21 protein-coding genes are annotated in these 23,692 nt (G+C 66.3%); 13 read left to right on the forward strand and 8 right to left on the reverse strand.

Annotation, left to right across the window (positions count from 1 at the left end; genetic code table 11):
- Positions 1-23: 23 nt before the first annotated feature.
- Entirely contained in the window at positions 24-2,093 is a 2,070-nt protein-coding gene (locus tag T31B1_RS09425) for an AsmA family protein (protein ID WP_353249228.1), read from the reverse strand.
- 134 nt (positions 2,094-2,227) lie between these two features.
- On the opposite strand from T31B1_RS09425, the gene T31B1_RS09430 reads away from it, so the two are divergent.
- The 6 genes from T31B1_RS09430 to lon all read left to right on the forward strand — a co-directional run bounded on the left by T31B1_RS09430 (position 2,228) and on the right by lon (position 8,091).
- The gene (locus tag T31B1_RS09430; RefSeq protein WP_353249229.1) at positions 2,228-2,605 is read left to right on the forward strand and encodes an MliC family protein; all 378 of its coding nucleotides are present in this window, start codon (positions 2,228-2,230) and stop codon (positions 2,603-2,605) included.
- Between the two features lie 198 nt (positions 2,606-2,803).
- Complete coding sequence (locus T31B1_RS09435; protein WP_353249230.1) at positions 2,804-3,895, forward strand: M42 family metallopeptidase; 1,092 nt, start codon at positions 2,804-2,806, stop codon at positions 3,893-3,895.
- A gap of 169 nt (positions 3,896-4,064) precedes the next feature.
- Positions 4,065-4,433 carry a CidA/LrgA family protein gene (locus T31B1_RS09440; protein WP_353249231.1) on the forward strand — a complete coding sequence of 123 codons (369 nt, stop codon included), beginning with the start codon at positions 4,065-4,067 and terminating at the stop codon, positions 4,431-4,433.
- Between the two features lie 2 nt (positions 4,434-4,435).
- On the forward strand, positions 4,436-5,155 hold the full coding sequence (locus T31B1_RS09445; RefSeq protein WP_353249232.1) for an LrgB family protein: 720 nt from the start codon (positions 4,436-4,438) through the stop codon (positions 5,153-5,155).
- A 98-nt stretch (positions 5,156-5,253) separates the two neighbouring features.
- On the forward strand, positions 5,254-5,658 hold the full coding sequence (locus T31B1_RS09450) for an Hsp20/alpha crystallin family protein (protein WP_353249233.1): 405 nt from the start codon (positions 5,254-5,256) through the stop codon (positions 5,656-5,658).
- 3 nt (positions 5,659-5,661) lie between these two features.
- Entirely contained in the window at positions 5,662-8,091 is a 2,430-nt protein-coding gene (gene lon / locus T31B1_RS09455) for an endopeptidase La (protein ID WP_353249234.1), read from the forward strand.
- Here lon and T31B1_RS09460 read toward each other — a convergent pair.
- From T31B1_RS09460 to T31B1_RS09470, 3 genes are all read right to left on the reverse strand, one after another.
- Positions 8,088-8,846, reverse strand: coding sequence for a polysaccharide deacetylase family protein (locus T31B1_RS09460; protein WP_353249235.1), 759 nt, complete (start codon positions 8,844-8,846; stop codon positions 8,088-8,090). The two genes, lon and T31B1_RS09460, sit on opposite strands and share 4 nt — an antisense overlap.
- Positions 8,846-9,931, reverse strand: a complete 1,086-nt coding sequence (locus T31B1_RS09465) for a glycosyltransferase family 2 protein (RefSeq protein WP_353249236.1) — start codon at positions 9,929-9,931, stop codon at positions 8,846-8,848. The genes T31B1_RS09460 and T31B1_RS09465 overlap by 1 nt, the downstream gene beginning before the upstream one ends.
- Positions 9,932-10,188: 257 nt before the next feature.
- Entirely contained in the window at positions 10,189-11,100 is a 912-nt protein-coding gene (locus T31B1_RS09470) for a LysR substrate-binding domain-containing protein (RefSeq protein ID WP_353249237.1), read from the reverse strand.
- A 102-nt stretch (positions 11,101-11,202) separates the two neighbouring features.
- On the opposite strand from T31B1_RS09470, the gene T31B1_RS09475 reads away from it, so the two are divergent.
- From T31B1_RS09475 to T31B1_RS09485, 3 genes are all read left to right on the forward strand, one after another.
- A complete protein-coding gene (locus T31B1_RS09475; protein ID WP_353249238.1) occupies positions 11,203-14,601 on the forward strand; it encodes a molybdopterin-dependent oxidoreductase in 3,399 nt (1,132 codons plus the stop codon).
- Between the two features lie 64 nt (positions 14,602-14,665).
- Entirely contained in the window at positions 14,666-15,601 is a 936-nt protein-coding gene (gene lhpI, locus T31B1_RS09480) for a bifunctional Delta(1)-pyrroline-2-carboxylate/Delta(1)-piperideine-2-carboxylate reductase (protein ID WP_353249239.1), read from the forward strand.
- Between the two features lie 32 nt (positions 15,602-15,633).
- Complete coding sequence (locus tag T31B1_RS09485; RefSeq protein WP_353249240.1) at positions 15,634-16,950, forward strand: short-chain fatty acid transporter; 1,317 nt, start codon at positions 15,634-15,636, stop codon at positions 16,948-16,950.
- Positions 16,951-16,954: 4 nt separating this feature from the next.
- On the opposite strand, the gene T31B1_RS09490 is transcribed toward T31B1_RS09485, so the two are convergent.
- Together T31B1_RS09490 and T31B1_RS09495 are read right to left on the reverse strand one after the other, a co-directional pair.
- Positions 16,955-17,527, reverse strand: coding sequence for a gamma-glutamylcyclotransferase (locus T31B1_RS09490; protein ID WP_353249241.1), 573 nt, complete (start codon positions 17,525-17,527; stop codon positions 16,955-16,957).
- A 12-nt stretch (positions 17,528-17,539) separates the two neighbouring features.
- Entirely contained in the window at positions 17,540-18,463 is a 924-nt protein-coding gene (locus T31B1_RS09495; RefSeq protein WP_353249242.1) for a recombination-associated protein RdgC, read from the reverse strand.
- 332 nt (positions 18,464-18,795) lie between these two features.
- Between T31B1_RS09495 and T31B1_RS09500 the strand changes: the two genes are divergently transcribed.
- The 4 genes from T31B1_RS09500 to T31B1_RS09515 are packed head-to-tail and all read left to right on the forward strand — an operon-like array spanning position 18,796 to position 21,791.
- Complete coding sequence (locus T31B1_RS09500) at positions 18,796-19,890, forward strand: ABC transporter substrate-binding protein (protein WP_353249243.1); 1,095 nt, start codon at positions 18,796-18,798, stop codon at positions 19,888-19,890.
- A 47-nt stretch (positions 19,891-19,937) separates the two neighbouring features.
- Positions 19,938-20,735, forward strand: a complete 798-nt coding sequence (locus T31B1_RS09505; protein ID WP_502950951.1) for an ABC transporter permease — start codon at positions 19,938-19,940, stop codon at positions 20,733-20,735.
- Entirely contained in the window at positions 20,732-21,466 is a 735-nt protein-coding gene (locus T31B1_RS09510) for an ABC transporter ATP-binding protein (RefSeq protein WP_353249244.1), read from the forward strand. The genes T31B1_RS09505 and T31B1_RS09510 overlap by 4 nt, the downstream gene beginning before the upstream one ends.
- A 19-nt stretch (positions 21,467-21,485) precedes the next feature.
- Positions 21,486-21,791: a DsrE family protein gene (locus T31B1_RS09515; RefSeq protein ID WP_353249245.1), complete on the forward strand. Its 306-nt coding sequence runs from the start codon at positions 21,486-21,488 to the stop codon at positions 21,789-21,791.
- Positions 21,792-21,799: 8 nt separating this feature from the next.
- On the opposite strand, the gene T31B1_RS09520 is transcribed toward T31B1_RS09515, so the two are convergent.
- On the reverse strand, positions 21,800-22,507 hold the full coding sequence (locus tag T31B1_RS09520; protein WP_353249246.1) for an EAL domain-containing protein: 708 nt from the start codon (positions 22,505-22,507) through the stop codon (positions 21,800-21,802).
- Positions 22,508-22,725: 218 nt separating this feature from the next.
- Entirely contained in the window at positions 22,726-23,661 is a 936-nt protein-coding gene (locus T31B1_RS09525; RefSeq protein ID WP_353249247.1) for a glutathione S-transferase family protein, read from the reverse strand.
- Between the last annotated feature and the right edge of the window lie 31 nt (positions 23,662-23,692).

Raw genomic sequence — 23,692 nt, forward strand, 5'->3', positions numbered from 1 at the left:
CGCGCCGGTTCGGCGTTGTACGCTCAATCGCCGCCGGATTGCTTCTCGGCGGCCTTGAGCTGGGCGATCACCGGCGCGCACTGGTTCTCTTCGCCGCTGGTAGGCGAGACCAGTGCCAGCAACGACGCGACCGGCGTGGCCACCACGCCCAGCGCCACCGCAGCCGCCCCGCGTGCCAGCAGCGGCGCGGCCTTGACCCCGGGAGACGGCTCGGCGAACGTGCCGCGCAGATACAGAGGCGAGCGCAGGGTGAACAGTCGAGGCCCCTTGCTCTTGGGCGTGATGGTCAGATCCAGCGTCTCGTCGCCGAAATCGGTTTCGCCGGTGACGTTGATGATCGCGTTCTCGGTATCGAAGACAAACAGGTTCGGTGTGGCCAGACCGTTCTCGATCGGAATATCCGCCGCGGCGCAGTTGATCCGTACCTGCTCGTCGCCGAACAGCTTGCCGACGATATAGTTGCCGACGTTCAGCCCGGCCAGTTCCATCAGGTTGCGGCTGATCGCGCCGCGATCGATGAGCAGCGTCAAACGGCCGTCCCCGCCGCCCAGCAGCGCCGCGACGGAGTTGCCAGTGCCACTGAAGGTAGCATCGCCGTTGATCTGACCGAGGCTTCCATCGAGTGCATCCACCGCCGGCACGATCTGGTCCAGCTGCATGCGACGAGCGTGCATGTCCACCCGCCCGGCCATCGGTGTCTTGTCCCCCTCCAGACGCAGCGTGGTGTTGAGCTGGCCGCCGGCCACGCCGAAACGCAGCGGGTCGAGCAGCAGCGTGGCGTTGTCGAGCTCGACGTGGGTGTACAGATCGGTCAAAGGCAGGCTGTCACCGTGCTCGATCCGTTGCGCGGTGAACTTGACGTCGGCGTCCATATCGCCCCAGCGATCGGTCTTGAACGGCTCGACCGGCAATACCTTGTCGCTTGGCTGACGCGTCTCGGCGCCGCGGGCGGCCTTGTCGGTATTGGAATCGGCACCGATCAAGGGCGCCAGATCCGCAAAACGCAGCTGTTTGGACACGAGTTCGCCAGTGAGCTTCGGCCGCGGCGCGCCCTGTCGATACACCAGATCGCCGGCGATATCGCTATCGCCGATATGGCCGCTGAATTTCCGGTAGGCGAAGCGCGATCCCTTGATCGGGTCGAAACGTACCGACAATTGGCCTTCGGTCGCATACGGCGGTGTCGCCGGCAGGGTGACGCCGGTCAGCCGGTAGAGGTTATCCAGGCTCTGCCCGGAAAACGACAGTGTCAGATCGGCACCACCGAAATCCAGCGGCTGTTCGACCGTCCCCGCGATCTGCACCCGGGTCGAGCCCGAGCGGATATCCGCAGCCACCGGAAATGGCCGGTCGGCGCTTTGCAGGGCAAGCACGCCGCCGACCTTGCCGCTGCCGGACAAAGGTGCGCCCTTGTAGCGGCCGTCGATCTGCCAGCCGAAGACGAAGTCGTCGATATCGGCCGCCGCCGAACCGTCGTCCCCGGTTTGGCCGATGACCTGGGAAAACGCCACGGCCTTTCCCAACGGATCGACGGTGATACGGAAATCCGCGTCCAGCGTGGCGTCGCGGAACCGGACCTTGGCCTGATCGAAGACCAGCGCATCCATCGAGACCGTCCAGTTCGACGGCTCGGACGACGCGTCGGCGGTCTCGTCACCGGCCATGTCGAACGTCCAGTTGTCCCGACCGTCGGCCCGGCGGATCAGATCGGCATCGGCGCCGGCCAGCCGTATGCGTGGAATCGAGACCCGCTGCGAGAGCAACGGCACAGGCGACAGCCACGCATCGATCCGGTCGATATGCGCCATGCGGCCGTCGTCGAAGTCCTTGGGGTTGCCCACGTTCACGTCTTCGGCATGTATATGCGGCCATGGCACCCAGGCGGCCAGACCTTTCGCGTTCTCCGGACGTTCCCAGTCCAGACCCAGGTCGCCGCGTATCTCGAACGGCCGATTGATGGCCGCCGAGACCCGTGTGTTGACCGTTGGCTTGAGCCGATTCCAGTCGAAAAAAGCCAGCACCAGCACGAGCCCGACGATCAGCACCGCCAGCAGACCCAGCAGGCCCAACCCCATTTTGCGAGTGCGCGTCACGATAAAAATCCTCGCCCGAGGGCGGCTGACATCCTATGCATCGATTATCACGTATTTACCAACGATCGACACGACATGCCCACGCAGGCCGCGATATGCGATCCTCTGCGGCTGTATTTATTTCTGGATACCCCATGCTGAAGACCCTGGCACCGGCCATGCTCGTCGCCGGCACGACCGTTCTGGCCGGCTGTGCGCCCTATACCTTGCCCGCGCGGCCGGACGATGCGACCAAGGCGCCGTCGCCGAGCCAGCTCGATCCGATCGAGTACCGCTGCCAGAGCGGCGAGACGGCACGCGCGCGCTATCCCGATGCGACCGCGGCCGAAGTGAGCTATGGCAATAAATCCTACGATCTGCGTATCGCGATGTCGGCCGACGGCGCACGCTATATCGGCGACAGCCGCGAATGGTGGACCAAGGGCAGCGGCCCGGGCGCGACCGCCTTGTTTACCGATACCGACAGCGACCGGATCATCGATCGCTGCGAACAGGTGAGCGACGACCGATAACCGGCCGCGCCGAGGCCGATCGGCTGGATCGCGAGTGCCTGCGGGGCGAGCCGGAGCCAAAGTGGGCTTTAGCCGACGGGGCACGGGCTTTGCCGATACAGTGTCTCGCCTTGAAGGCGCGCTTCACCACCCCGATATTCACAGCCACAATTTCACGATACGTGCGCATCATGTGCGCACCGGCAAGGACCCGAGCGCATGGCCAAGAACAAATCCCTGCTCACCGATGATTCGCTGGATTTTCTCGAGCGTTACCTGAACAACGCCGCGCCGACCGGCTATGAGAAGCCGGGCCAGCAGCTCTGGATGGACTATCTCCGGCCCTATGTGGATGAGTTCATCACCGACCCCTATGGCTCGGCCGTGGGCGTGATCAACCCGGATGCGAAGTACAAGGTCGTCATCGAAGGCCATGCCGACGAGATCGCCTGGTATGTGAACCACATCACCGACAGCGGGCTGATCTACGTGCGACGTAACGGCGGTTCCGACCATCAGATCGCCCCGTCCAAGCGTGTGCACATCCATACGAAAAACGGCATCGTGCACGGCGTATTCGGCTGGCCGGCCATTCACACGCGCAACCCGACGAAGGAGAAGTCGCCAACGGTCGAGTCGATCTTCGTCGATGTCGGCGCCAAGGATGCCGAGGAAGTCGAGAAGATGGGCATCCATGTCGGTTGCGTAGTCAGCTATCCGGACGACTTCATGGTGCTCAACGACGACAAGTTCGTCTGTCGAGCCATCGATAACCGCATGGGCGGATTCATGATCGCCGAGGTGGCCCGCCTGATCCATGAATCGGGCAAACGACCGGACTTCGGGCTTTATGTCGTCAACTCGGTCCAGGAAGAAGTCGGACTCAAGGGCGCAGGCATGATCGCCGCCCGGCTCAAGCCGGATGTCGCGATCGTGACCGACGTCACCCACGACACCACCACGCCGATGATCGATCAGAAGAAGCACGGCACCGCCAAGATCGGCGAGGGCCCGGTCATCACCTACGCGCCGGCGATCCAGAACAACCTGCGCGAGCACCTGATCGCGACCGCCGAGAAGCACAAGATCCCTTTCCAGCGGATGGTCAGTGCGCCGGCCACAGGTACCGACACCGACGCGTTTGCCTACAGCAACGAGGGCGTGCCTTCGGCCTTGATCGCCCTGGCACTGCGCTACATGCACACCACCGTGGAAATGGTGCACCGGGAAGACGTCGAGAACGTCATCCGTCTCATTCACGAATCCGTGATGGGTATCGAGCCGGGCGAGACCTTCAGCTACTTCAAGTAGCCACCTCCGGCCGCAGCGCCGGCCAGGCACGAACGGGTGGACGCAGCCGCGTCCACCCGTTTTTCATGAGCCGGGGTTCAACCAGGGCCGGAGTACGCTGCGCACCGCGCCGCCTGCCAGGGCCTGCGCAACGGATGCATACTACCGGCAAACCCCAGCGCCCCTCCTCATGATCGGTTCCATCGCCGCCCTGCTGATACTCCAGCTCATCGGCACCATCGTCATCCGTTTGACCGGCCTGCCGCTTCCTGGACCGGTGGTCGGCATGCTGCTGCTGTTCGCATGCCTGTTGTGGCGAGGTGCCACCCCCGAACCACTGGCAGCGACCACCCGCGGCCTTCTCGCCAACCTGGGACTACTGTTCGTGCCGGCCGGGGTTGGCGTGATCACCCATCTGGCCGCGGTCGCCGATCACTGGATCGCGCTGAGCGTCACGCTGGTGGGCAGCGCTTTGATCTCGATTGTCGTCACGGCCTTCACGCTGTCATGGCTGATGCGCCACGCGCGCGTCGCCGATGCGCCGCCCTCAGAGCGCTGACCATGGGCCGTCTCACCGAAATCTGGGTTTATCTCGCCGAACAGCCGCTGCTGTGGTTGACGGTTACGGTCGGCGTGTTCTGGCTGGCCCAGCAGCTCTATCGAACGGCCGGCGGATTCGCATTGCTCAACCCGGTACTGACCAGCGTGATCGTGCTGGTCTTGCTGCTGGGAGCCACCGGCACCCCGTACCAGGCGTATTTCGACGGCGCGCAGTTCATCAGCTTTCTACTCGGGCCGGCGACGGTGGCGCTGGCCGTACCGCTGGCCAGCCAGGCCCGTACGCTGGTCCGGCACTGGCGTGCGATCACCCTGGCGTTGTCTGTCGGCTGTCTGACCGCCATCGGCTCGGTCGTAGCGCTTGGCTGGGCGACCGGCCTCGACGGCGACATGCTGCGCTCGATGCTGCCCAAATCGGTGACCACGCCGATTGCCATGGGCATTGCCGATCAGATCGGCGGCAGCCCGTCGCTGACCGCGGTATTCGTGATCCTAACCGGCATCGTCGGTGCCGCGATCGGTATTCCGTTGCTGCGAGCGCTGGGCATGCGTGATCCGGTTGCCAAAGGTTTCGCCCTGGGCGTGGCCTCGCACGGCATCGGCACCGCGCGGGCGTTCGAACACAGCGAGACCGCCGGTGCGTTCTCCGGACTCGCCATGGGTCTGAACGGCGCGCTGACGGCGCTGCTCGTTCCGCTGCTGGTCTGGCTGCTGGGTCTGTAGCGTCCGGTTCGACAAGGTCAGCGCGGCCGTCTGCGGTGGCGGTTGTGTGGCGCCCGAACCGCCTCTATGTTGGTTCGAGTGTTCCAACGAGAATGGCCATGTCGGTAGACGATCTCGATAGCTGGATGTGGGCCGAGGCGGTGCGCCGCCAGGAGCGCGCCGAGCGGATCCAGCGCCAGTTCTTTCGCCGTGCGACGCATCGCCCGCGCAAGCAGTGGGAGCCTCCGGTAGACGTGTTCGAAACCGCCGAGGCGGTGTATGTGATTGTTGCCCTGCCCGGCGTGTCCGACGAACGCCTCACCGATCTGGAAATCCGCGGCGATACGCTGTTCGTCGCCGGCGAGCGCCGGGTGCCCACACCCACCGCCGACGCGGTCCTGCACCGCCTGGAGATTCCGCACGGCCATTTCGAGCGCCGGGTCACGCTGCCCTGGCCGCAGCTGACCATCGCCGCCCACGAGCTGGCCGACGGCTGTCTGTATCTCACCTTGAGAAAACGCTAGTCCATGAACGATTTCGACAACGACGAACCGCAGGTCATCGACGGGCCGAGCACCACCATGGTGTACAACCGGCAGACGCCGCCCCGGCCGGATACGCTGGCGATTCTGCCGATGCAGGATACGGTGCTGTTTCCCGAACTGGTCATGCCCGTGGTGCTGGACCGCCAGCCATCGATCGACGCCGCCCAGCGCGCCATGCGCGCCGAGCAGCCGGTCGGACTCGTCCTGGCCGACCCGACACGGGCTGATGATGGCCAGGTCGACGGCCAGTCGGCCGATATCCGCGATGCCCTGTACAAGGTCGGCACCGCGGTGAACATCCTGCGCTATGTCACCGGCAGCGACGGACGCCATCACCTGGTGTGTCAGGGTGTGTCGCGTTTCCGGATCGAAAGCTATGTCGACGACGAACGCGGCGGCCTGGTGGCCAAGGTCCGCTGGATCGACGAACCCGCAGCCGACGGCGACAAGCAGGTCGATGCCCGCATGACCAACCTGCGCAATCGCGCGCTGGAAGCGATCCGGCTCATGGACCAGCCATCGCAGGAACTGGCGAACGCGATCGGCTCGATCGACTCGGCGGCACTGCTGGCTGATGCGACCGCGGGCTATCTGGGCCTCAAGCCCAAGGAAAAGCAACAGATTCTGGAGACCGTCGAGCTCGATCCGAGGCTGGAACTGGTGCAATCGTTTCTGGACTACCGCCTCGAGGTCATGCGGCTGTCCAACGACATCAACAAGCAGACCCAGGAACGGCTGTCCGAGCACCAGCGCAAGGCGATGTTGCGCGAGCAGATGCGCTCGATCCAGCGTGAACTCGGCGAGGACGACAGCGTCGCCGAAGAAGCCGAGCGCCTGCGCGAGGCGCTCGACAAGGCGCACCTGCCCGAAGATGCAGCCGAGCAGACCGACCGTGAGCTCAAGCGTCTGGAGCGCATGTCCGAATCGTCGGCCGAATACTCGATGGTGCGCACCTATCTCGAGCTGATGGCCGAGCTGCCTTGGGACAAACTGTCCGAGGACGCGATCGATATCGCCGAATCGCGCCGCATCCTGGACGAAGACCATTTCGGCCTCGACAAGATCAAGCGCCGTATCCTCGAACATCTGGCCGTGCACAAGCTCAACCCCGAGGGCAAGGCGCCGATCCTGTGTTTCGTCGGCCCGCCCGGCGTGGGCAAGACCTCGCTCGGCCGTTCGATCGCGCGGGCGATGAACCGGGAGTTCGTGCGCGCTGCGCTGGGCGGCGTACACGACGAATCCGAAATTCGCGGCCATCGACGCACCTACGTTGGCGCGATGCCGGGCTCGATCATCAGCCAGCTGCGCCGTGCCGGCACGCGCAACCCCGTGTTCATGCTCGACGAAATGGACAAGCTAGGCGCCTCGGCCCACGGCGACCCGGCCTCGGCGCTGCTCGAAGTGCTGGATCCGTCGCAGAACGACTCGTTCAACGATCATTATCTCGGCACACCCTTCGATCTGTCGAAGGTCATGTTCATTGCCACGGCCAACGTGCTCGACACCATTCCGGGGCCGCTGCGCGACCGTATGGAAGTCATCGAAGTACCGGGTTACACGCGCGAGGAGAAGAAACAGATCGCCAAGCGATATCTGATCGACCGCCAGCTCGAGCAGGCCGGACTCACGCGCGACCAGTGCGATATTTCGGATGCCGCGCTCGACGACCTGATCGCCGGCTATACCCGCGAAGCCGGGCTGCGCAATCTCGAACGCGAGATCGGCGCGATCGTACGACATGCCGCGGTCAAGGTCGCCGAAGGCGGCGCAGGCCCGGGCACGATCGGCCCCGAGGATCTCCACGGCATTCTGGGCGCCCGTCGCATCGACGACGAAGTCGCGCTGCGAACCAGCGTGGCCGGCGTATCCACTGGGCTGGCCTGGACCCCGGCAGGCGGCGACATCCTGTTCGTCGAGGCCTCACGCTCGCCGGGTTCGGGTCGGCTCACGATCACCGGCCAGCTGGGCGATGTGATGAAGGAATCCGCCCAGGCCGCGCTGAGCCTGGTCAAGGCACGCGCCGAAAGCCTGGGGATCGACCAGGATCGGATCGACAAATCGGATATTCATATTCACGTGCCCGCCGGTGCGATCAAGAAAGACGGGCCCAGTGCCGGCGTCGCACTCTATACCGCCCTGGTGTCGCTGCTGACCGATCGCAAGGTGCGGGCCGATGTCGCCATGACCGGCGAGATCAGCCTGCGCGGACAGGTGCTGCCGATCGGCGGCGTCAAGGAAAAGACACTGGCCGCGCATCAGGCCGGTATCCATACCGTGATGCTGCCCGAGCGCAACAAGCGTGATGAGGACGATATTCCCGATAACGTCCGAACCGCGCTGGATATCCGTTATATCTCCGGCGTCGAACAGGCCGTCGAGATCGCGCTGGAGGACACGCCGGCGGCCGGCTAGTCTTGCGGCCGCCGATAGGCGGCCTGCATCTTCCAGGCAAAGCGCAGCCGGCCATCCTTGTAGGAGATGCCCTGGCGCGGAATCTGGAACGGGTCATGCGCCCGGTCGGCGCGCTCACGCACACAGGTCACCGCGCTCGTGTAGCCGGCCTGGGCGACGAGCTCGCGCACACCTGCGTCGTAATGGCCGTAGGGATAGGCGAAATGCTCGACCGCGCGGCCCAGCACGTCCTCCAGCCGCGCGCGGCTGTCGCGAATCTCGCGGTGCCGGACGGCCTCGGGCTCGAGCCCGAGCCGACAATGATTGAGCGTATGCGAACCGATCTCGATACCGGCATCGGCCAGCGTTCTGAGCGTTGCGCCGTCCATGAGCCGCTGATCGCCGGGTGCCTCGGGCTTCATCCAGTCGGCATGGCCGCCCAAACGTGCGGCCACCGCGTACACCACGGCTGGATAGCCGTGGGCTTCGAGCACAGGCCAGGCGTGATCGTGGAAATTCTGGAAGCCGTCGTCAAAGCTCAGAACCACCGCGCGTGCCGGTAGCCGTGCCTGCCCGAACAGGCCCCGGCAGGCCTCGGACAGGCTGATCACCCGGATGTCGTGACGCGCCAGGTAAGCCATCTGCCGGGCGAAGCGGTCGATATGGCAATACAGGCCGAGCTGCTGTTCCGGGCGTGCGAACGGCCCCACCTGGTGATACATGAGCACCCGGAGTCTGGGCGCATGCGCATCGCGCGGCAAATGATCCCCTGCCATCAGCTGGAACTACCCGGCGCATCGTGTGCACCGCGGCCTGGTGTCAGCGCCGGCCGGGCCGAGCGGTCCACCCAGCGAGTGGCTATTTCACGACCGATGGCGCGCCGCGCGGATACCCGAAGCGGCGAACGCACGGCCCGGGCCAGCGCGCTAACCGCGCCCTGGCGCGCTGCACTGCGACACATATGCAGCCAGCCGAGTCCGAGCACGGCCTCGAATGCCGCCAGCGGATAGTAACGTGTACGCCGGTTGGCCTCGGCCAGCCGTGCCAGCCATTGTTCGGACCAATCCAGGTCATCGTCCTGCATCGGTGCCGCATGCTTGCCCGAGCGCCAGATCAACCGATGCCGGTCCAGATCCGCGGCGGTGTAATCCATGCCGAGGCGGTCGAACTGATAGGCGAATATCGCGTGCTGGCGTGCGATGACGCGGGCGCTTTTGCCGCGTGTGGTACTGGTGGGATGTCGCCGACAGCGAACCAGCGCCAATGGCTGGCTGGTCATCCGGTGATACTCGGCCAGGCGCACCCAGAGGTCGTAGTCCGAACTCAGATCGAAGGTCTCGTCGTAGCCGATATCGCGCAGCACGTCGGTGCGCCCGGTCACCGACGGCTGCTGAAGACAGCTTTTGAAGATCAGCTGCGCGGCCGCGTCGTCCGCTCGTGTCGGTCGACGGGTGATGCCTGGACGGGGCTGGCCGTCCGCGTCCATCCATGCGGCCCACGAACCGACCACTGCATGATCGCGGTGGGCATCCAGAAACGCCACCTGGCGGGCCAGACGCTGTGGATGGGCCCAGTCGTCGGCATCGAGCGAGGCCATATAGTCGCCGCGTGCCAGGGCCAGGCCATGATTGCGGGTCGCGGCGATGCCGCGCCGCGCTTCCTGTCGAACCAGCCGTATGCGCGGATCGTCATGGGCGGCGGCCACGGCCATGGTGTCATCGCTCGAGCCGTCGTCGATGACGATCAGCTCCAGATCGGTCAACGTCTGGGCGAGCACGCTTTCGATCGCGCAGCCAAGATAGCGCGCGCTGTTGTGCGACGGAATCACGACGCTGACCCGTGGTCTGCGTGGACTGGACATAGCGCCCGACCTCGATGAACGACCCGGGCTGGCATGCGCGGGGCGCGCCTACCGGCAGCGTTCTTTGCTGATGAATTTTCGGCGATTATTGAACCGTATTATGCCTGCGCCGTACAAACGGCGCGGCATAACAGCGCAAGCGCAAGGCCACGGCCGGCTGAACATGGCCGCTCGCTGGGTCCGAAACCGCCGGTGGCCCACCCCACCGGCGCGCTCGCAGGTAGCAGCCGGCCGCGCGTGCCCGTTTGCGGCGACGATCAGCCGGGCTGATCGAGCATGGCTTCGCGTTTCAGATTGTGGCGCAGCATGGTCACGAAAGCCTGGCGAAGCGCGCTGGGCGCGCCGGCGTGAATGACGCCGATATCCATGCCCGGTACGTTGTCGTCCAGCCGACGGCGCGATAGATGGTCCCCGTCCAGGGTCCAGGGCCGGAACACCATGTCCGAAAGAATCGTCACGCCGTCGTTCTGGCCGACCATGCTTCGCACGGCTTCCACCGAGTGGCTGCGGAAAACGATCTCGGGCGTCATATCGGCCGCACGCCAGTAGCGTTCCCAGGTTCGTACGTGCTCGTCCATCTCCAGCAGTACGAACGGATGCGCCGCGACGTCGGAAAGACGCACGCGCGCGGCCTGGCGCAGCGGATGGCCGGCACACAGCCACAGATGCCGCGGCGAGGTGAACAGCACATCGCAGTGCAGCGCACTGGTCGGCGACAGGTTGTCGGTGACCATCAGCCCGAGATCGATCCGGCCTTCGGCGGCCCGATTCTGGAGGCCTTCGATACTGTCTTCGGTGACCTGCAGACACAGGCCCGGCAGCATGGTGCGACGCCAGCGCAGCACCCGCGGCAGCAGATAGGCCGAGATCGTCTCGGTCACGCCGATATGCAGCTCGCCGGTGAGCTCGGCCGGCTCGGCGTCGAGACTGATACGCGCGGTCTCCACCGCCTGAAGAATGCGTGCTGCGTGATGCTGGAGCTCGCGCCCGGTCGGCGTCGGGGTCAAGCCCTGGGCATGGCGCACGAACAGCGCCTTGCCGATATCGCTTTCGAGTTTCTTCAGCGAGGCCGACATCGACGGCTGCGAGATATAGCAGCGCTGTGCGGCCAGCGACAGCGTGCCCGTCTCCACGATCGCCAGAAAATGACGCAGTTGTTGAAGCTTCATATATAGCTTTCGTCTATACGGCGTCTTCGAAAAACCGTATTAGATTATCTCCCGGGACGCTCGGTAGGGTGAAACCATGCATGTTTCACACCATACGAGCCGGTGAAGGCGCCCATCCCCGGCTTCTGTACCCTGTGCCGCTCGCGCTGTGGCACGCTCAATACGGTCGTCGACGACCGCTTGATCCAGGTACAGGCCGACCCGGACCACCCGACCGGCCGCGCGACCTGTGCCAAGGGACGCGCCGCGCCGGAGCTGGTGCATAGCGGCCAGCGCCTGCTTTATCCGATGCGCCGGACCCAGCCCAAGGGCGCGGCCGATCCCGGCTGGCAGCGTATCGGCTGGGACAAGGCTCTGGCCGAGATCGCCGATCGCCTGGCGGAGATTCGCGACTGCCACGGCGCCGAGGGCGTGGCCTTCTCGGTCACCACGCCCAGTGGCACACCGATGTCCGACAGCATCGACTGGGTCGAGCGGTTCATTCGCCTGTACGGCAGCCCGAACACGATCTATGCCACCGAGCTGTGCAACTGGCACAAGGATTTCGCTCATGCGTTCACCTTCGGCTGTGCCATGCCCACGGCCGACTATGCCCAAGCCCGGCTGAACATTCTGTGGGGCCACAACCCGTCCACCGCCTGGCTCAGTCAGGCCGGCACCCTGGGCGATAGCGACACGCGCGGCGCGCTGCTGGTCGTCGACCCGCGGGCGACAGCCCATGCCCGGGCCGCCGACCTGTGGCTGGCCATCCACCCCGGCACCGACGGCGCGCTGGCCCTGGGCCTGGCGCAACGGATCATCGAACGCCGAGGCTACGATGAGGCTTTCCTGCGCCATTGGTCCGACGCACCGCTGCTGGTCGACGAGGCGTCCGGGCGGTTTGTACGCGCCGACGAACTCACCGCCGGCGCAACGGGTTTTGTCGGCTGGGACAGCCAAACCGGCCGCGCGGTGGCCATCGACACCCGTCGCGCCACCGACACGAATCTGGCCGCGCGGCTGGCCCTCCACGGCTGTCATGAATTGATCGACCGCCGGGGCCAGCGCAGGCGCGGTCGGCCGGCTTTCGCGCATTACCGCCAGGCCTGTCAAAGCTGGACGCCGGCCCGCACCGCGGCCGAGACCGGCCTGGCAGAGACGGATATCGAACGCGCTGCAGACATGATCATGGCAGCCGGCGACGCGGTCAGCTACCACGGTTGGACGGGTATCGGCCAGCACGACAACGCGACCCAGACCGAGCGCGCGATTGCCACGCTATACGCCCTGACCGGCAGCTTCGATCGCCCGGGCGGCAACCGGATCCACGGCCCGTTGCCGATCCGTCGTGTCAACGACATTTCCCTGCTCGACCCGTGCCAGCGCGACAAGGCCCTGGGCCGGGCCGAACGGCCGCTCGGCCCCGCGGCCAACGGCTGGGTGACGGCGGCAGATGTCTATGACGCCGCCCTTACCGAGCGGCCCTATCGTATCCGTGCGCTGTTCGGCTTCGGCGGCAATTTCCTGGTGTCGCAGCCCGATCCGGCGCTCGGCGCGCGTGCGCTCGAGGCACTGGACTTCCATGTTCATTGTGATCTGTTCCATACCCCGACCAACAGCTACGCCGATATCCTGCTGCCGGTGAACACCCCCTGGGAGCGCGAGGGGCTGCGACCGGGCTTCGAGATCGACGAACGGGCGGCCGGTCATATCCAGCTGCGCCCCCGCATGGTCGCACCACGCGGCGAATCGCGGGCCGACTACGAGATCGTCATGGCGCTGGCCGACCGGCTCGGCCTGGGCGAGGCGTTTTTCGGCGGCGATATCGAGGCCGGCTGGAACCACATGCTCGCCCCGCTCGGTCTGGATGTCGCCGCACTGCGGGCCTGCCCCGCCGGCCTGCAGGTTGCCGTCGACAGCGCGCCCTGCAAATACGCACGGACCGATGCCGACGGCCGGGTGGCCGGGTTTGCCACCGATACCCGCCGCGTGACGTTTTATGCCGAACGGTTGCACCGCCACGGCTATCCGCCGGTGCCCTGTTATACACCGCCCGGCCCGCAGGACGGCGACCGGCCGCTGCGTCTGGTCACGGTCAAGGACGGCTACTACTGTCATTCCCAGCACCGCCACATCAACAGCCTGCGACGACGTTCGCCCGACCCGCGTGTGGCGCTTGCCCCGGCCACGGCCAAATCACGCGGCATCGAAGACGGTCAGTGGGTCGAGCTCAGCGGCGACCGGGCCCGTGTAACCCTGCGTGCACGGTTCGATACCGATCTGGCCGAGGACGTGGTCATCGCCGATTACGGCTGGTGGCAGGGCTGTACGGATCTCGGCCTGTCGGACACCCCGATCGAAGGCGCGCACAGCCGCAATATCAATGCGGTTTTCGATAGCGCCCGGCGCGACCCTCTCAGCGGCGCGATTGCGCTTCGATCGGCGACCTGTGAGGTCCGCCCGCTCGATGACCGGCCACACTGGTCGGGCCTGCGCGCACTCCGGGTGACCGCGATCGAGCGCGAGACGGCCGACATCGTGTCCATTACCCTGGCCGCGGTCGATGGCGCCGCACTCGCGCCATTCCATCCAGGCCAGCACCTGCCGCTCTCGTTCATATTGGCCGATGGCCGCCGGCACGAGCGGTGTTATTCGTTGTCGGGTCCAGCCGTGCCCCGACCGGGCCGCTACCGGATCAGCGTCAAGCGGCTGGTCGGCGATGGCCCGTCGGCGAACGGCCTGGTCTCTCACCATGTCAACGATGCGCTGGCGGTCGGGGATATCGTGTCCGCACGCATGCCTGCCGGCATGTTCCGACTGCCCGTGCGTCATACCGCGCCGATCGTGCTGATCGCTGGCGGCATCGGCATCACGCCTTTCCTGTCGCTGCTGGAAACCCTGGCGGTCGGTACGCCGCAGGACATGCCCGACATCCATCTGCTCTATGCCAATCGCTGTGCGTCCAGCCACGCGTTCGCCGGACGGATCGCCGAACTGACCGAGCGGCTGCCACGCCTGAAGGTCATCGATATCTACAGCGCCCCGGGCCGCTACGATCGTCTGGGCCACGATTACGATCGCGCCGGGCGTATCGACGACACCGTAATCGATACACGCTGGCTCGAAGCCCGCGCCCGGTTCTATCTGTGCGGCCCGGCGGCGATGATGACCGACCTGCGGGCACGTCTGGTCGGCCGCGGTGTCTTTGCCTTCGAGATATTCTCCGAGGCATTCTCGCCGCCGGCACCGACCGATGCACGCGCGCTTGCGCCGCGCCGGATTCGGCTGGCCCGCTCGAACGTCACCCTCGACTGGTCGCCGGACCAGGGCACGATTCTGGCAAGCGCCGAACAGGCCGGGCTCAGCCTGCCCAGCGGCTGCCGTGTCGGCCAGTGTGAAAGCTGCGCGCTGCGCATCATCGCCGGCCGCGTGCACACGCCGGCCGGTATCGCGCCGGTCGAACCCGATACCTGCCTGACCTGTCAGGCCGTGCCACTGACCGATATCGAGCTCGACGCGTGAGGTGCTATCCCGACGCGCCCCGCTGTCCGTCGTCAAACCGTCATTCCCAGAGGTTGTTGTCTTAATGCTGACCATCGACGCCGCCACCGCCCGCCGCGCGCTGTCCTTCGAGCGCCTCGTACCCACGCTGCGCGAGGCGTTCATCGCCGGCTGCGACGTCCCGCCGCGACATCATCACCACGGCGTCGGCAACGCGGCCGACAGCACCCTGCTGCTGATGCCGGCCTGGTCCGGCCCGTACATGGGTATCAAGCTGGTCAGCGTGTTTCCGGGCAACGGCAAGCTGGGCCTGCCGGGTCTGCATGCGAGCTACCTGCTGTGCGACGCCGATACGGGCCAGCATCTGGCGCTGATCGACGGCGATCAGATTACCGCGCGGCGTACCGCCGCGGCCTCGGCGCTGGGGGCTTCGTATCTGGCGCGCAAAAATGCGGACAGCCTGCTGATTCTCGGCGCCGGCCGGATCGGTTCGCTGATGGCCGCGGCGTACCGCAGCGTGCGCCCGATCGAGCGCGTCACCGTATGGAACCAGAGCATGGGCAACGCCCAGCGCCTGGTGGATTCACTGCGCGACCAGGGCTTCGATGCTGCAGTGGCCGACGATCTGGAAGCAGCCGTGCGCACCGCCGACTGCATCACCAGTGCCACGCTGTCCACCGAGCCGCTGATTCGCGGCGCCTGGCTGCAGCCCGGCGTCCACGTGGACCTCATCGGCAGTTTCTCGCCCGCCATGCGCGAGGCCGACAACACGGTCTTCGAGCGCGGCCGCGTGTTCGTGGATGCACCCACCGCGGTGCACGAAAGCGGCGACCTGATCGACCCGATCGCCCAGGGCAGCCTGCAGGAAAACGATATTCAGGCCGATCTGACCGCGCTCTGCCGGGGCATGCATCCCGGCCGGGGCGGCGATGACGAGATCACGGTCTTCAAGGCGGTGGGCACCGCGCTCGAGGACCTGGCCAGTGCCGTGCTGGTCTACGACCACCATCACAACGACTGAACCGACTTTCAAACTCCCAGGGGGCCCGCACCATGCTCAAGTCCATTACCAACGGTTGCGTACGCGCATTCGATCGCTACCTGCCCGATCCGCTGATCCTGGTGCTGCTGATCACCCTGATCGTGTTCGCCGCCGGCATGATCTTCGAAGGCCACGGGCCGGTGGCCATGCTCGGATTCTGGCAGGACGGATTCTGGAATCTGCTCAGCTTCGCCATGCAGATGACGCTGATGCTCGTGACCGGGTTCACCGTCGCCAAGACCCCGTTGTTCATGCATCTGGTCGATCGTATCGCCAGCGTGACGCGTACCCCTGGACGCGCGGTCATGACGGTCAGCTTCATCACGCTCGTGGTCACATGGTTCAACTGGGGCATCGGGCTGGTGATCGGCGCGATTCTGGCGCGCGAACTGGCGCGCCGGGTCGACGATGTCGATTACCGCCTGCTGGTGGCCAGCGCCTACGCGGGCTTCATCATCTGGCATGCGGGCCTGTCCGCGGCCGCCCCGCTGGTCATCGCCACGCCCGGCCATTTCCTCGAAGACCAGATCGGGCTGATCCCGACCAGTCAGACGATCTTCAGCCCGCTGAACCTGGTGTTGTGTGCCGTCATCCTGATCGTGCTGCCGCTGACCTGTCGGCTGATGATGCGCAGCATCGACCGGCCGGTGACCGTGCGCAGCGACCAGCTCGATGACAAGCCGGCCGATCTCGGGCGCGCCGACGAACAGCGGCCGGCCGAACGCCTGGAGCGCTCGAAGTGGCTGGCCTGGATCAGTGCTGCGCTGGGCTTTGCGGCCGTCATCGCCTATGCCCTGACCGGCGGTGGCTTGAACCTGAATATCGTCATCTTCGTGCTGATCTTCCTGGGCCTTGCCCTGCACGGCAGTCCGAGACGGTTTCTCGACACCCTCGACGAAGCGGTACGCGGGGTGACCGGCGTGCTCATCCAGTTCCCGTTCTATGCCGGGATAATGGGCATGATGAGTGCGTCGGGACTGGCGACAGATCTGGCCGGTGCCATCGTGAGCGTCTCTAATGCCCAGACCCTGCCCTTGCTGAGTTTCCTGTCCGCGGGCGTGGTCAACATCTTCATCCCCTCCGGCGGCGGCCAGTGGGCGGTACAGGGGCCGATCCTGGTCGAGGCCGCACAGTCGCTGGGCGCCCACATCCCGGACGTGGTCACCGGCTTTGCCTGGGGCGACGCCTGGACCAACATGATCCAGCCGTTCTGGGCCCTGCCGGCGCTGGCGATCGCCGGGCTCAAGGCGCGCGACATCATGGGCTTCTGCGTGATCATCATGGCGGTGACCGGCGTGGTCATCGGCACTCTGCTGGTCGTGCTCTAGTCGGCTAGTCGGCGCCTGCCAGGGCTTGCAGACGGGCCTCGATGGCATAGACATGCGCATCGTCGGCGCCCAGCTCGCGCAGGGATTCGGCCAGCTTCAGGACATAGTCGACGTTCGCGCCGCTCGGGCCATGCGATACCAGCACCTGGCGGGCGATGGCATCGATCGAGGCCGGCCCGAGCCAGGCGGCGTTGTCGGCGGTCGCGATATAGACCAGGCCGTCCTCGACGCCGCCGTCGGCCAGCTGCATGGGCGTGGAGAATCGCAGATAGCCGTTCTTCTCGCGGTGATCGAGATGATCGAACACCGCCGGGGTGATGCGATAGGCCATGCCCATGCAACCGGCCCCCGGGGCTTCGACCAGGGTGGCCACCCGACCGGGGGCCTCGGGCGTACCGCGATGGTCGTGCGAGCCTTGCCAGAAGCGCCGCTGCCAACCCGTGATCGTGGCCGGCGTACGACGGATATAGTCGAACCCGGCCTTGTAGATCAGCGAGCCGTAGCCGAACAGCCATAGCTCGTCGCGATCGGCGAAGGCGCCCGAGCGGCGGTTGGCCTCGGTGGTATCGAACGACATCGTCGCGCAGGCCTAGGCCGCCTTGGGTTCGGTCTCCCCGGCCACGCCGAAATGGGTATACAGCCGATCGAGCACGCCGCGCAGCGCTTCGCCCTGCAACGCCACCCGCGCGGTGAGTTCGGCCACGGCGTCTTCGGCATCGAGCGAATCCAGATCGTCCTGGATCAGGTCCAGCGCTCGGATACGCTTGAGATCCAGGTTCTCGTCCAGGTCGAACTCGATGGCGTCGTCGACCGCGACGTTGAGCTTGACCACCTGCATGCCGGCTGCCAGATGAGCCCGCACCTCCTCGCGCTGCAGGTCCATGGCGGTCACCCGCACGCTGGATTTGACCTCGTCGTCGGACTCCAGCACGCAGCGATCGCCGCATTCGAAGCCGTTGGGCAGCGTACTGCTGTCTTCCAGCCAGCGCGAAATCTCCTCCGACGGGCGCACGCGCGCGTCCGGCCGGGTGACCGGCAGCGTACCGAGCGCTTCACGCAGGCGCGCCACGACGTCCTCGGCGCGTTTTTCCGAACCGACGTCTACCCAGACACGGTTGGCACGCAGGTCGATGATCACCGGCGTCCGCTTGGAACGGGTGAACGCCCGCGGCAGCAGTTCGAAGTGGGCCTGATCACGGATATCGGCCTTCTCGCGACGGCTGACCTTCCGGCCCTCGCCGGTTTCGATCCGTTCGATGCGCTCTTCGACCTCTTCGTTGAGCACCGCGCCGGGCAGCACCCGGGTGATCTCCTGGTGCACGCACACGGCCAGACCGTCGACGACATGCGTCATCGCGTGCTCGCCCTTGATCGGCGGCACGAAGCCGGCAACGCTCACTGCCTGGTCGCCGCACTCGGGGCACAGCGCATCGGCCAGCTTGTCTTCCAGATCGGCCGCGCTCCAGGCAAACGCTTCGGTGCCGAGAAATACACAGAGATTACGTATCCACATAACTATCAAAGACCCATGTCGGTCGGCCCGGCGCGGTCATCGCGTCGGTATTTCGCGCAAGCGAACCAGGCGGCTCGCCGTGGCAACGGAGCGCGACCTTACCCAACCCGGTGGGCCGCCTCAAGCCGGTATCGCGCGCATCAGGGCCGGCGGCGCGACTGTCGCCCGCGAACGCGCTGTGGCAAGATTCGCGCCGCATCGCGTGGCCGGGGGACGACGCGTATCCCGCGCGTTGTCAGTCTCGTTCGTTATAAGCATTGACGAAAAGCGTCTTTGTAACGGCTGCCCGGCGCACGTATCTACTGTCGTCCCGTTGTAGCCGCTTGCACGCCATGTATCGAATTTCCGCGTCTGTCCGCCTTGTCGCCGTCGGCCTGTTCGTCGCCCTGTCGAGCGTTCTGGCGGGCTGTTCTTCCGAGGACACCGGGGTTGCTACCGGCGCCGACGCCAAGGCCACCGATCAGACAGTGAGCGCGGAAATCGGCTATATGCCGATCCTGCCCGATGCACAGCTGTTCGTCGGCCTAGAGGACGGCTCGCTGGCGCGCGCCGGCGTCACACCCAAACTGGTGTCGTTCCAGAACGGCCCGGCAATGGTCCAGGCGCTGCTCGGCGGCCAGCTCGATATCGCCTATTTCGGCATCGGCCCGACCATGGTTGCGCGTGGCAAGGGCGCCGATATCAAGGTGGTGGCTTCGAACATCATCGAGCAGATCAGCTTCGTGGCGCTGGGCCCGCTGGCGGGTTATTTCGACGACGGCGATCCGGCGACGGCGTTCTCCCGCTTCGAGCAGGACAACGGCCGCCGCGCGCGTATCTCGACCTTCCCGGTCGGTTCGGTGCCTCAGACCGTGCTCGACTACTGGCTGACCCGACAGCTGGGCGCCGATCGCGACGCGATCGATGTCATCTATCAGGGCGCATCGCAGGTCCAGCAGGCGCTGCTGACCGGTGCGGTCGACGGGGCGGCGATCCTCGAGCCGGTGGTTTCCATCGTGCGCGAGCGCGCAAGCGACGCACGGGTGGTGGCCAGCGGCGAGGACATGTTCCCCGGCCAGCCCGGAGCCGTGGTGGCGGTCCGGTCGGCCTTCATCGAGGCCCATCCGGAGGTCGTCCAACGCTTGGTCGCCGCTCATGCCGCGGCGACCGACAAGCTGCGATCGGGCGACGAGTCGGCCATCGATGCCGTACACAAGCACGTCGGTGGCGGCCGGCTCGAACGCCGTATCGTCGCCGATGCGGTCCGTGAATCGGCCGATCATTTCGTGGCCGATCCGAACCGGATCATCGACGGCACGCAGCGTATGCGCGACTTCCAGCGCGAGACCGGCACGCTCAAGACCGATACCGATATCCAGGCCATGTTCGATACCCGTTTCTACGATGCGCTCGATCGCGACCCGACCGGCGGCCACGCGGCCCGATGAGGCGCGCGTCGCAGGTCTCGATCCGCACCGCCACGGCCGGCTGAAGCGTGGCTCGTCAGACAAGCGTGGCCGTGCCCGACCGGCATACGAGCACCGCCGGACTACGCCGGATACTGCTGGGGCTGGCCGGCGTGGCCGCGTTCATCGTCGTCTGGAAGCTGGCCTATCTCTACAACTGGGCACCGCGCGGCACCATCCCGGACCCGTTCGCGGTGCCCGGCGCCCTGCTCAGCGAATGGCGCGGCGGCCGTCTGCTGCCGGCCATCGGGTCGAGCCTCGTTCACTATGTCTGGGGATTGGGCGTCGGCACCGTACTCGGCTTTACCGTCGGCCTGCTCGCTGCCAGCGCGCGCTGGTTCGACGATGTGCACTACATGCTGGCGCGTATCCTGCGACCGATCCCGCCGCTGGCCTGGGTCATCTTCGCCATCGCCTGGTTTCAGGTCAGCCATGCCGGAGCGGCGTTCGTGATTTCCATCGGCGTGTTCTGGGTCAACTACTTCGCCACCGCCTCGGGTGTGCGTGACGTGGATCCGCGCTATTACGAGCTGGCGCGCGCCTTCGGCCACGGCGGCTTCGTGCGCCGCGTGACCAGCATCACCCTGCCCGGTGCGGCACCGAGCATTCTCTCGGGCATGCGCACCGGCGTCGGCCAGGCCTGGATGACCTTAATCGCGGCCGAACTGCTCGGCGTACCGGGCATGGGCCAGGAGATGAATTCCGCCGCCGGGGTCGGCGCCTACGATGCGGTCGTGGTCTACATGCTCGCGATCTCGGTGATCTATACGCTCTCGGACGCGCTGTTCGGCCTGGTCGAGAACGCGGTACTGCGGTGGCGGCCATGAGCGACACCCTGCTGCAATTCGAACGGGTCGGCTTCGGCTATGCCGGCGGCGATCGGCCGATCTTCACGGATCTCGACTTCCGGATCGCGCCGGGCGAGTTCGTGGCGCTGGTAGGCGGCTCCGGTGTGGGTAAATCCACCGTGCTGCGCTGTGTTTCCGGGTTGACCGCGCCCACCGCAGGGGCGATTCGCGCCCTGAGCCCGACGTCACGCGGCACCCGAGCGACGGCCTTCGTGTTTCAGGACACCCGCCTGCTGCCGTGGCGCCGGCTGCGATCGAACGTCGGCTACGGGCTGACCGGACTGGGCCTGTCACGCGCCGAACGCGAACGACGGATTGACGAGGTACTGGCCCTGATCGGCATGGAAGATCTCGGTGACCGCTGGCCGCACGAGATTTCCGGCGGCCAGGCTCAGCGGATCGGCCTGGCCCGGGCGCTTGCGGTCCGTCCACAGCTGCTGCTCATGGACGAACCCTTCTCGGCGGTGGACGCCCTGACACGCAGCCGGCTCCAGGATGAGCTGCTGGCGGTCTGGAAACGCCTGGGCATGGCCGTGCTGTTCGTGACCCACGATATCGCCGAAGCGGCCTATCTGGCCGAACGCGTCTGCGTGCTGCGCGGCAGTCCGGCCCGTCTGGTCCTCGACGAGACCGTTCCGGTGGGCTATCCGCGCCAGCGCGACGACCATCGGCTGCAGACATTCGCCCAGCGTGTCGCCGATGCGCTCTAGCCCGCCCCGGAGGCATCCCATGACCGAACAGCCGCTCCGACTGATCATCCATGCCGCCGATGAGGCGTCGCTGGCACGTGCGCGCAGCAATGCGGCCAATTTCCTGGCCGCTATCGAAAACGCCGAGTTGGAATTGGTGATCAACGCCGGCGCCGTCGCCGCGGCCCTGGCCTGCCCGCATGCCACCGATCGGCATCTGCGCGTGTGTGCGAACACGCTGCGCAACAACGGGCTCGATGCGCCGGCGGCGTGGCCGCAGGTGCCGGCGGCGGTGGTCCATATCGCCGAGCGCCAGCGCGACGGCTGGGCCTATATCCGCGCCTGAGCGCGCGCTCAGCTGTCGGCGCGAACGGCCTCGATCAAGGCGTCGGAGCACTCGGGCAGCGCCTCGACCGTCGGCCGCGCGTACAGAAACCCCTGCTGCACCGGCACGTCGTTCTGATATAGCCAACGCGCCTGGGCCAGCGTTTCCACGCCTTCGGCAATCACCCCGATACCCAGGCCGTCGGCCAGCGAAATGATGCTGCGCACGATCGCCTGGCGACGCGGGCAGCCATCCAGCCCGTCGATGAAGCGGCGATCGATCTTGAGCCAGTCCGGGGTGAGTTCGATCAGCAGATCGTTGTTGGCATAGCCGGTGCCGAAATCGTCGAGCGCGGTCTGAAAGCCCATCGAGCGGTAGGACACGACGATGTTCTGCAGATGTCGGCGGTCGCGCACGTACTCGGTTTCGGTGATCTCGAAGCTGATGCGCTCGGTCGGCCAGCCCAGCCGGCGCGCGACCTCGAGCGTGGCCTGGATACACGCCTGCGGGTCGTAGACCGCGTTCGGCAGGAAGTTGATCGACAGCATCGACGTCATGCCCAGGCGATGGGCGATCTCGATGGCCCGTACGCGACAGGCCTGGTCGAAGCGATACAACGACGCCGGGGTCACCTGGCCAATCACCGAGGCCGCGGATTCGCCGGCCGGACCGCGCACGAGCGCCTCGTAGGCGTGTACCTGTCCGGCGGCCACGTCGATGATGGGCTGAAACGCCATCGTGAAATCGAAATCGAGCGCACCTTCACAGCGCGCGCACGCGCGGGATTCACCGCCACAGCCACCCATCGTCATCTCCCGGTCACGCCAGCGCCTGTCCGTGTGCAATGGGCAGGTCGATTCGCACAGCTATTGTACGCACCGCCGTTGGCAGGAGAATCCGGCCAATTGCGGATCGACGGCGGCGAAGTCGGGCGCAGGCTCAGCCGGTCAGCCGGTCAGCCGGTCAGCCGGATCCGGAAGCCGGTGCGCGGAAAATGCACACGCAGCGGGCCGACGGTCGGCGCCTCACGCTCGACGACCACCGTATGCGCATCGATCTGAACCAGCCGGCCCACGACCGGGTCGACGCCGTAATCGGTCGCGGCCACCTCGACCGCGTGGCCCAGGTGCGGGCCGAACGCGGCGTCCCGCGTGTCGGCAACCGGCTGCCAGCAGTCGGAGTGGCGAGCCCGCGCCAACGCGTCCGCGCCGGTCATCGGCTCCGAGCGGCCGTGGCCGAACTCGCCCATGCGCTCGAACCAATGCACCAGCTGCGGATAGGCGTCGAGCGTGGCCGCCACACCGGCATTGCCCCGGACATACCACACCGGGTGATAGACCGCGAAATCGGCCAGCGTCGGTGTCTGGCCGAGCAGAAACGGCTGTTCGTGCAGCTGCGCGTCGAGATCGGCCATCGCCGGCTCCCACAGGCCGCGCGAAAACTGGTCGTCGGGCCGGCCGACATGGCCGCCGCGGAACAACGCAGCCCGGTCGGCCTGAAACCGCTCCAGGTAATCGGCGCCGAGTTTGTCGACCAGCGCGGCCCGACCCGCCGGCCGGAACAACACCGGAATGGCGGCCAGGAACAGCTGCTGGTCGGCCCACCGTTCGAGCGCGGTGATGCTCGCCCGCAGGGTGGAGACGAACAACGGCGGTTCCGGCGCGAGCCGGTCCAGCGTCCGCGCGATCAGACGGGTGTCGCAGTACACGTCGCGCCCGATCTGCATCACGGGCGTGCGTCGGTAGCCGCCGGTCAGGGGCATCAGTTCCGGCTTGGGCAGGATCCGCGGGATCTCCACTGACGCCCAGGCCAGCTGCTTGTAGCCGAGAATACGCCGGATCTTCTCCGAAAACGGCGAAGCCGCGAAGTGATGCAGCACGATCTCGGGCATGGCGCTTGGCCTCCTGTCGTCGATGACGGGC

Origin of the sequence: Salinisphaera sp. T31B1, from assembly GCF_040361275.1 — a bacterium.
In the GTDB taxonomy this organism is placed as follows: Bacteria; Pseudomonadota; Gammaproteobacteria; order Nevskiales; family Salinisphaeraceae; genus Salinisphaera.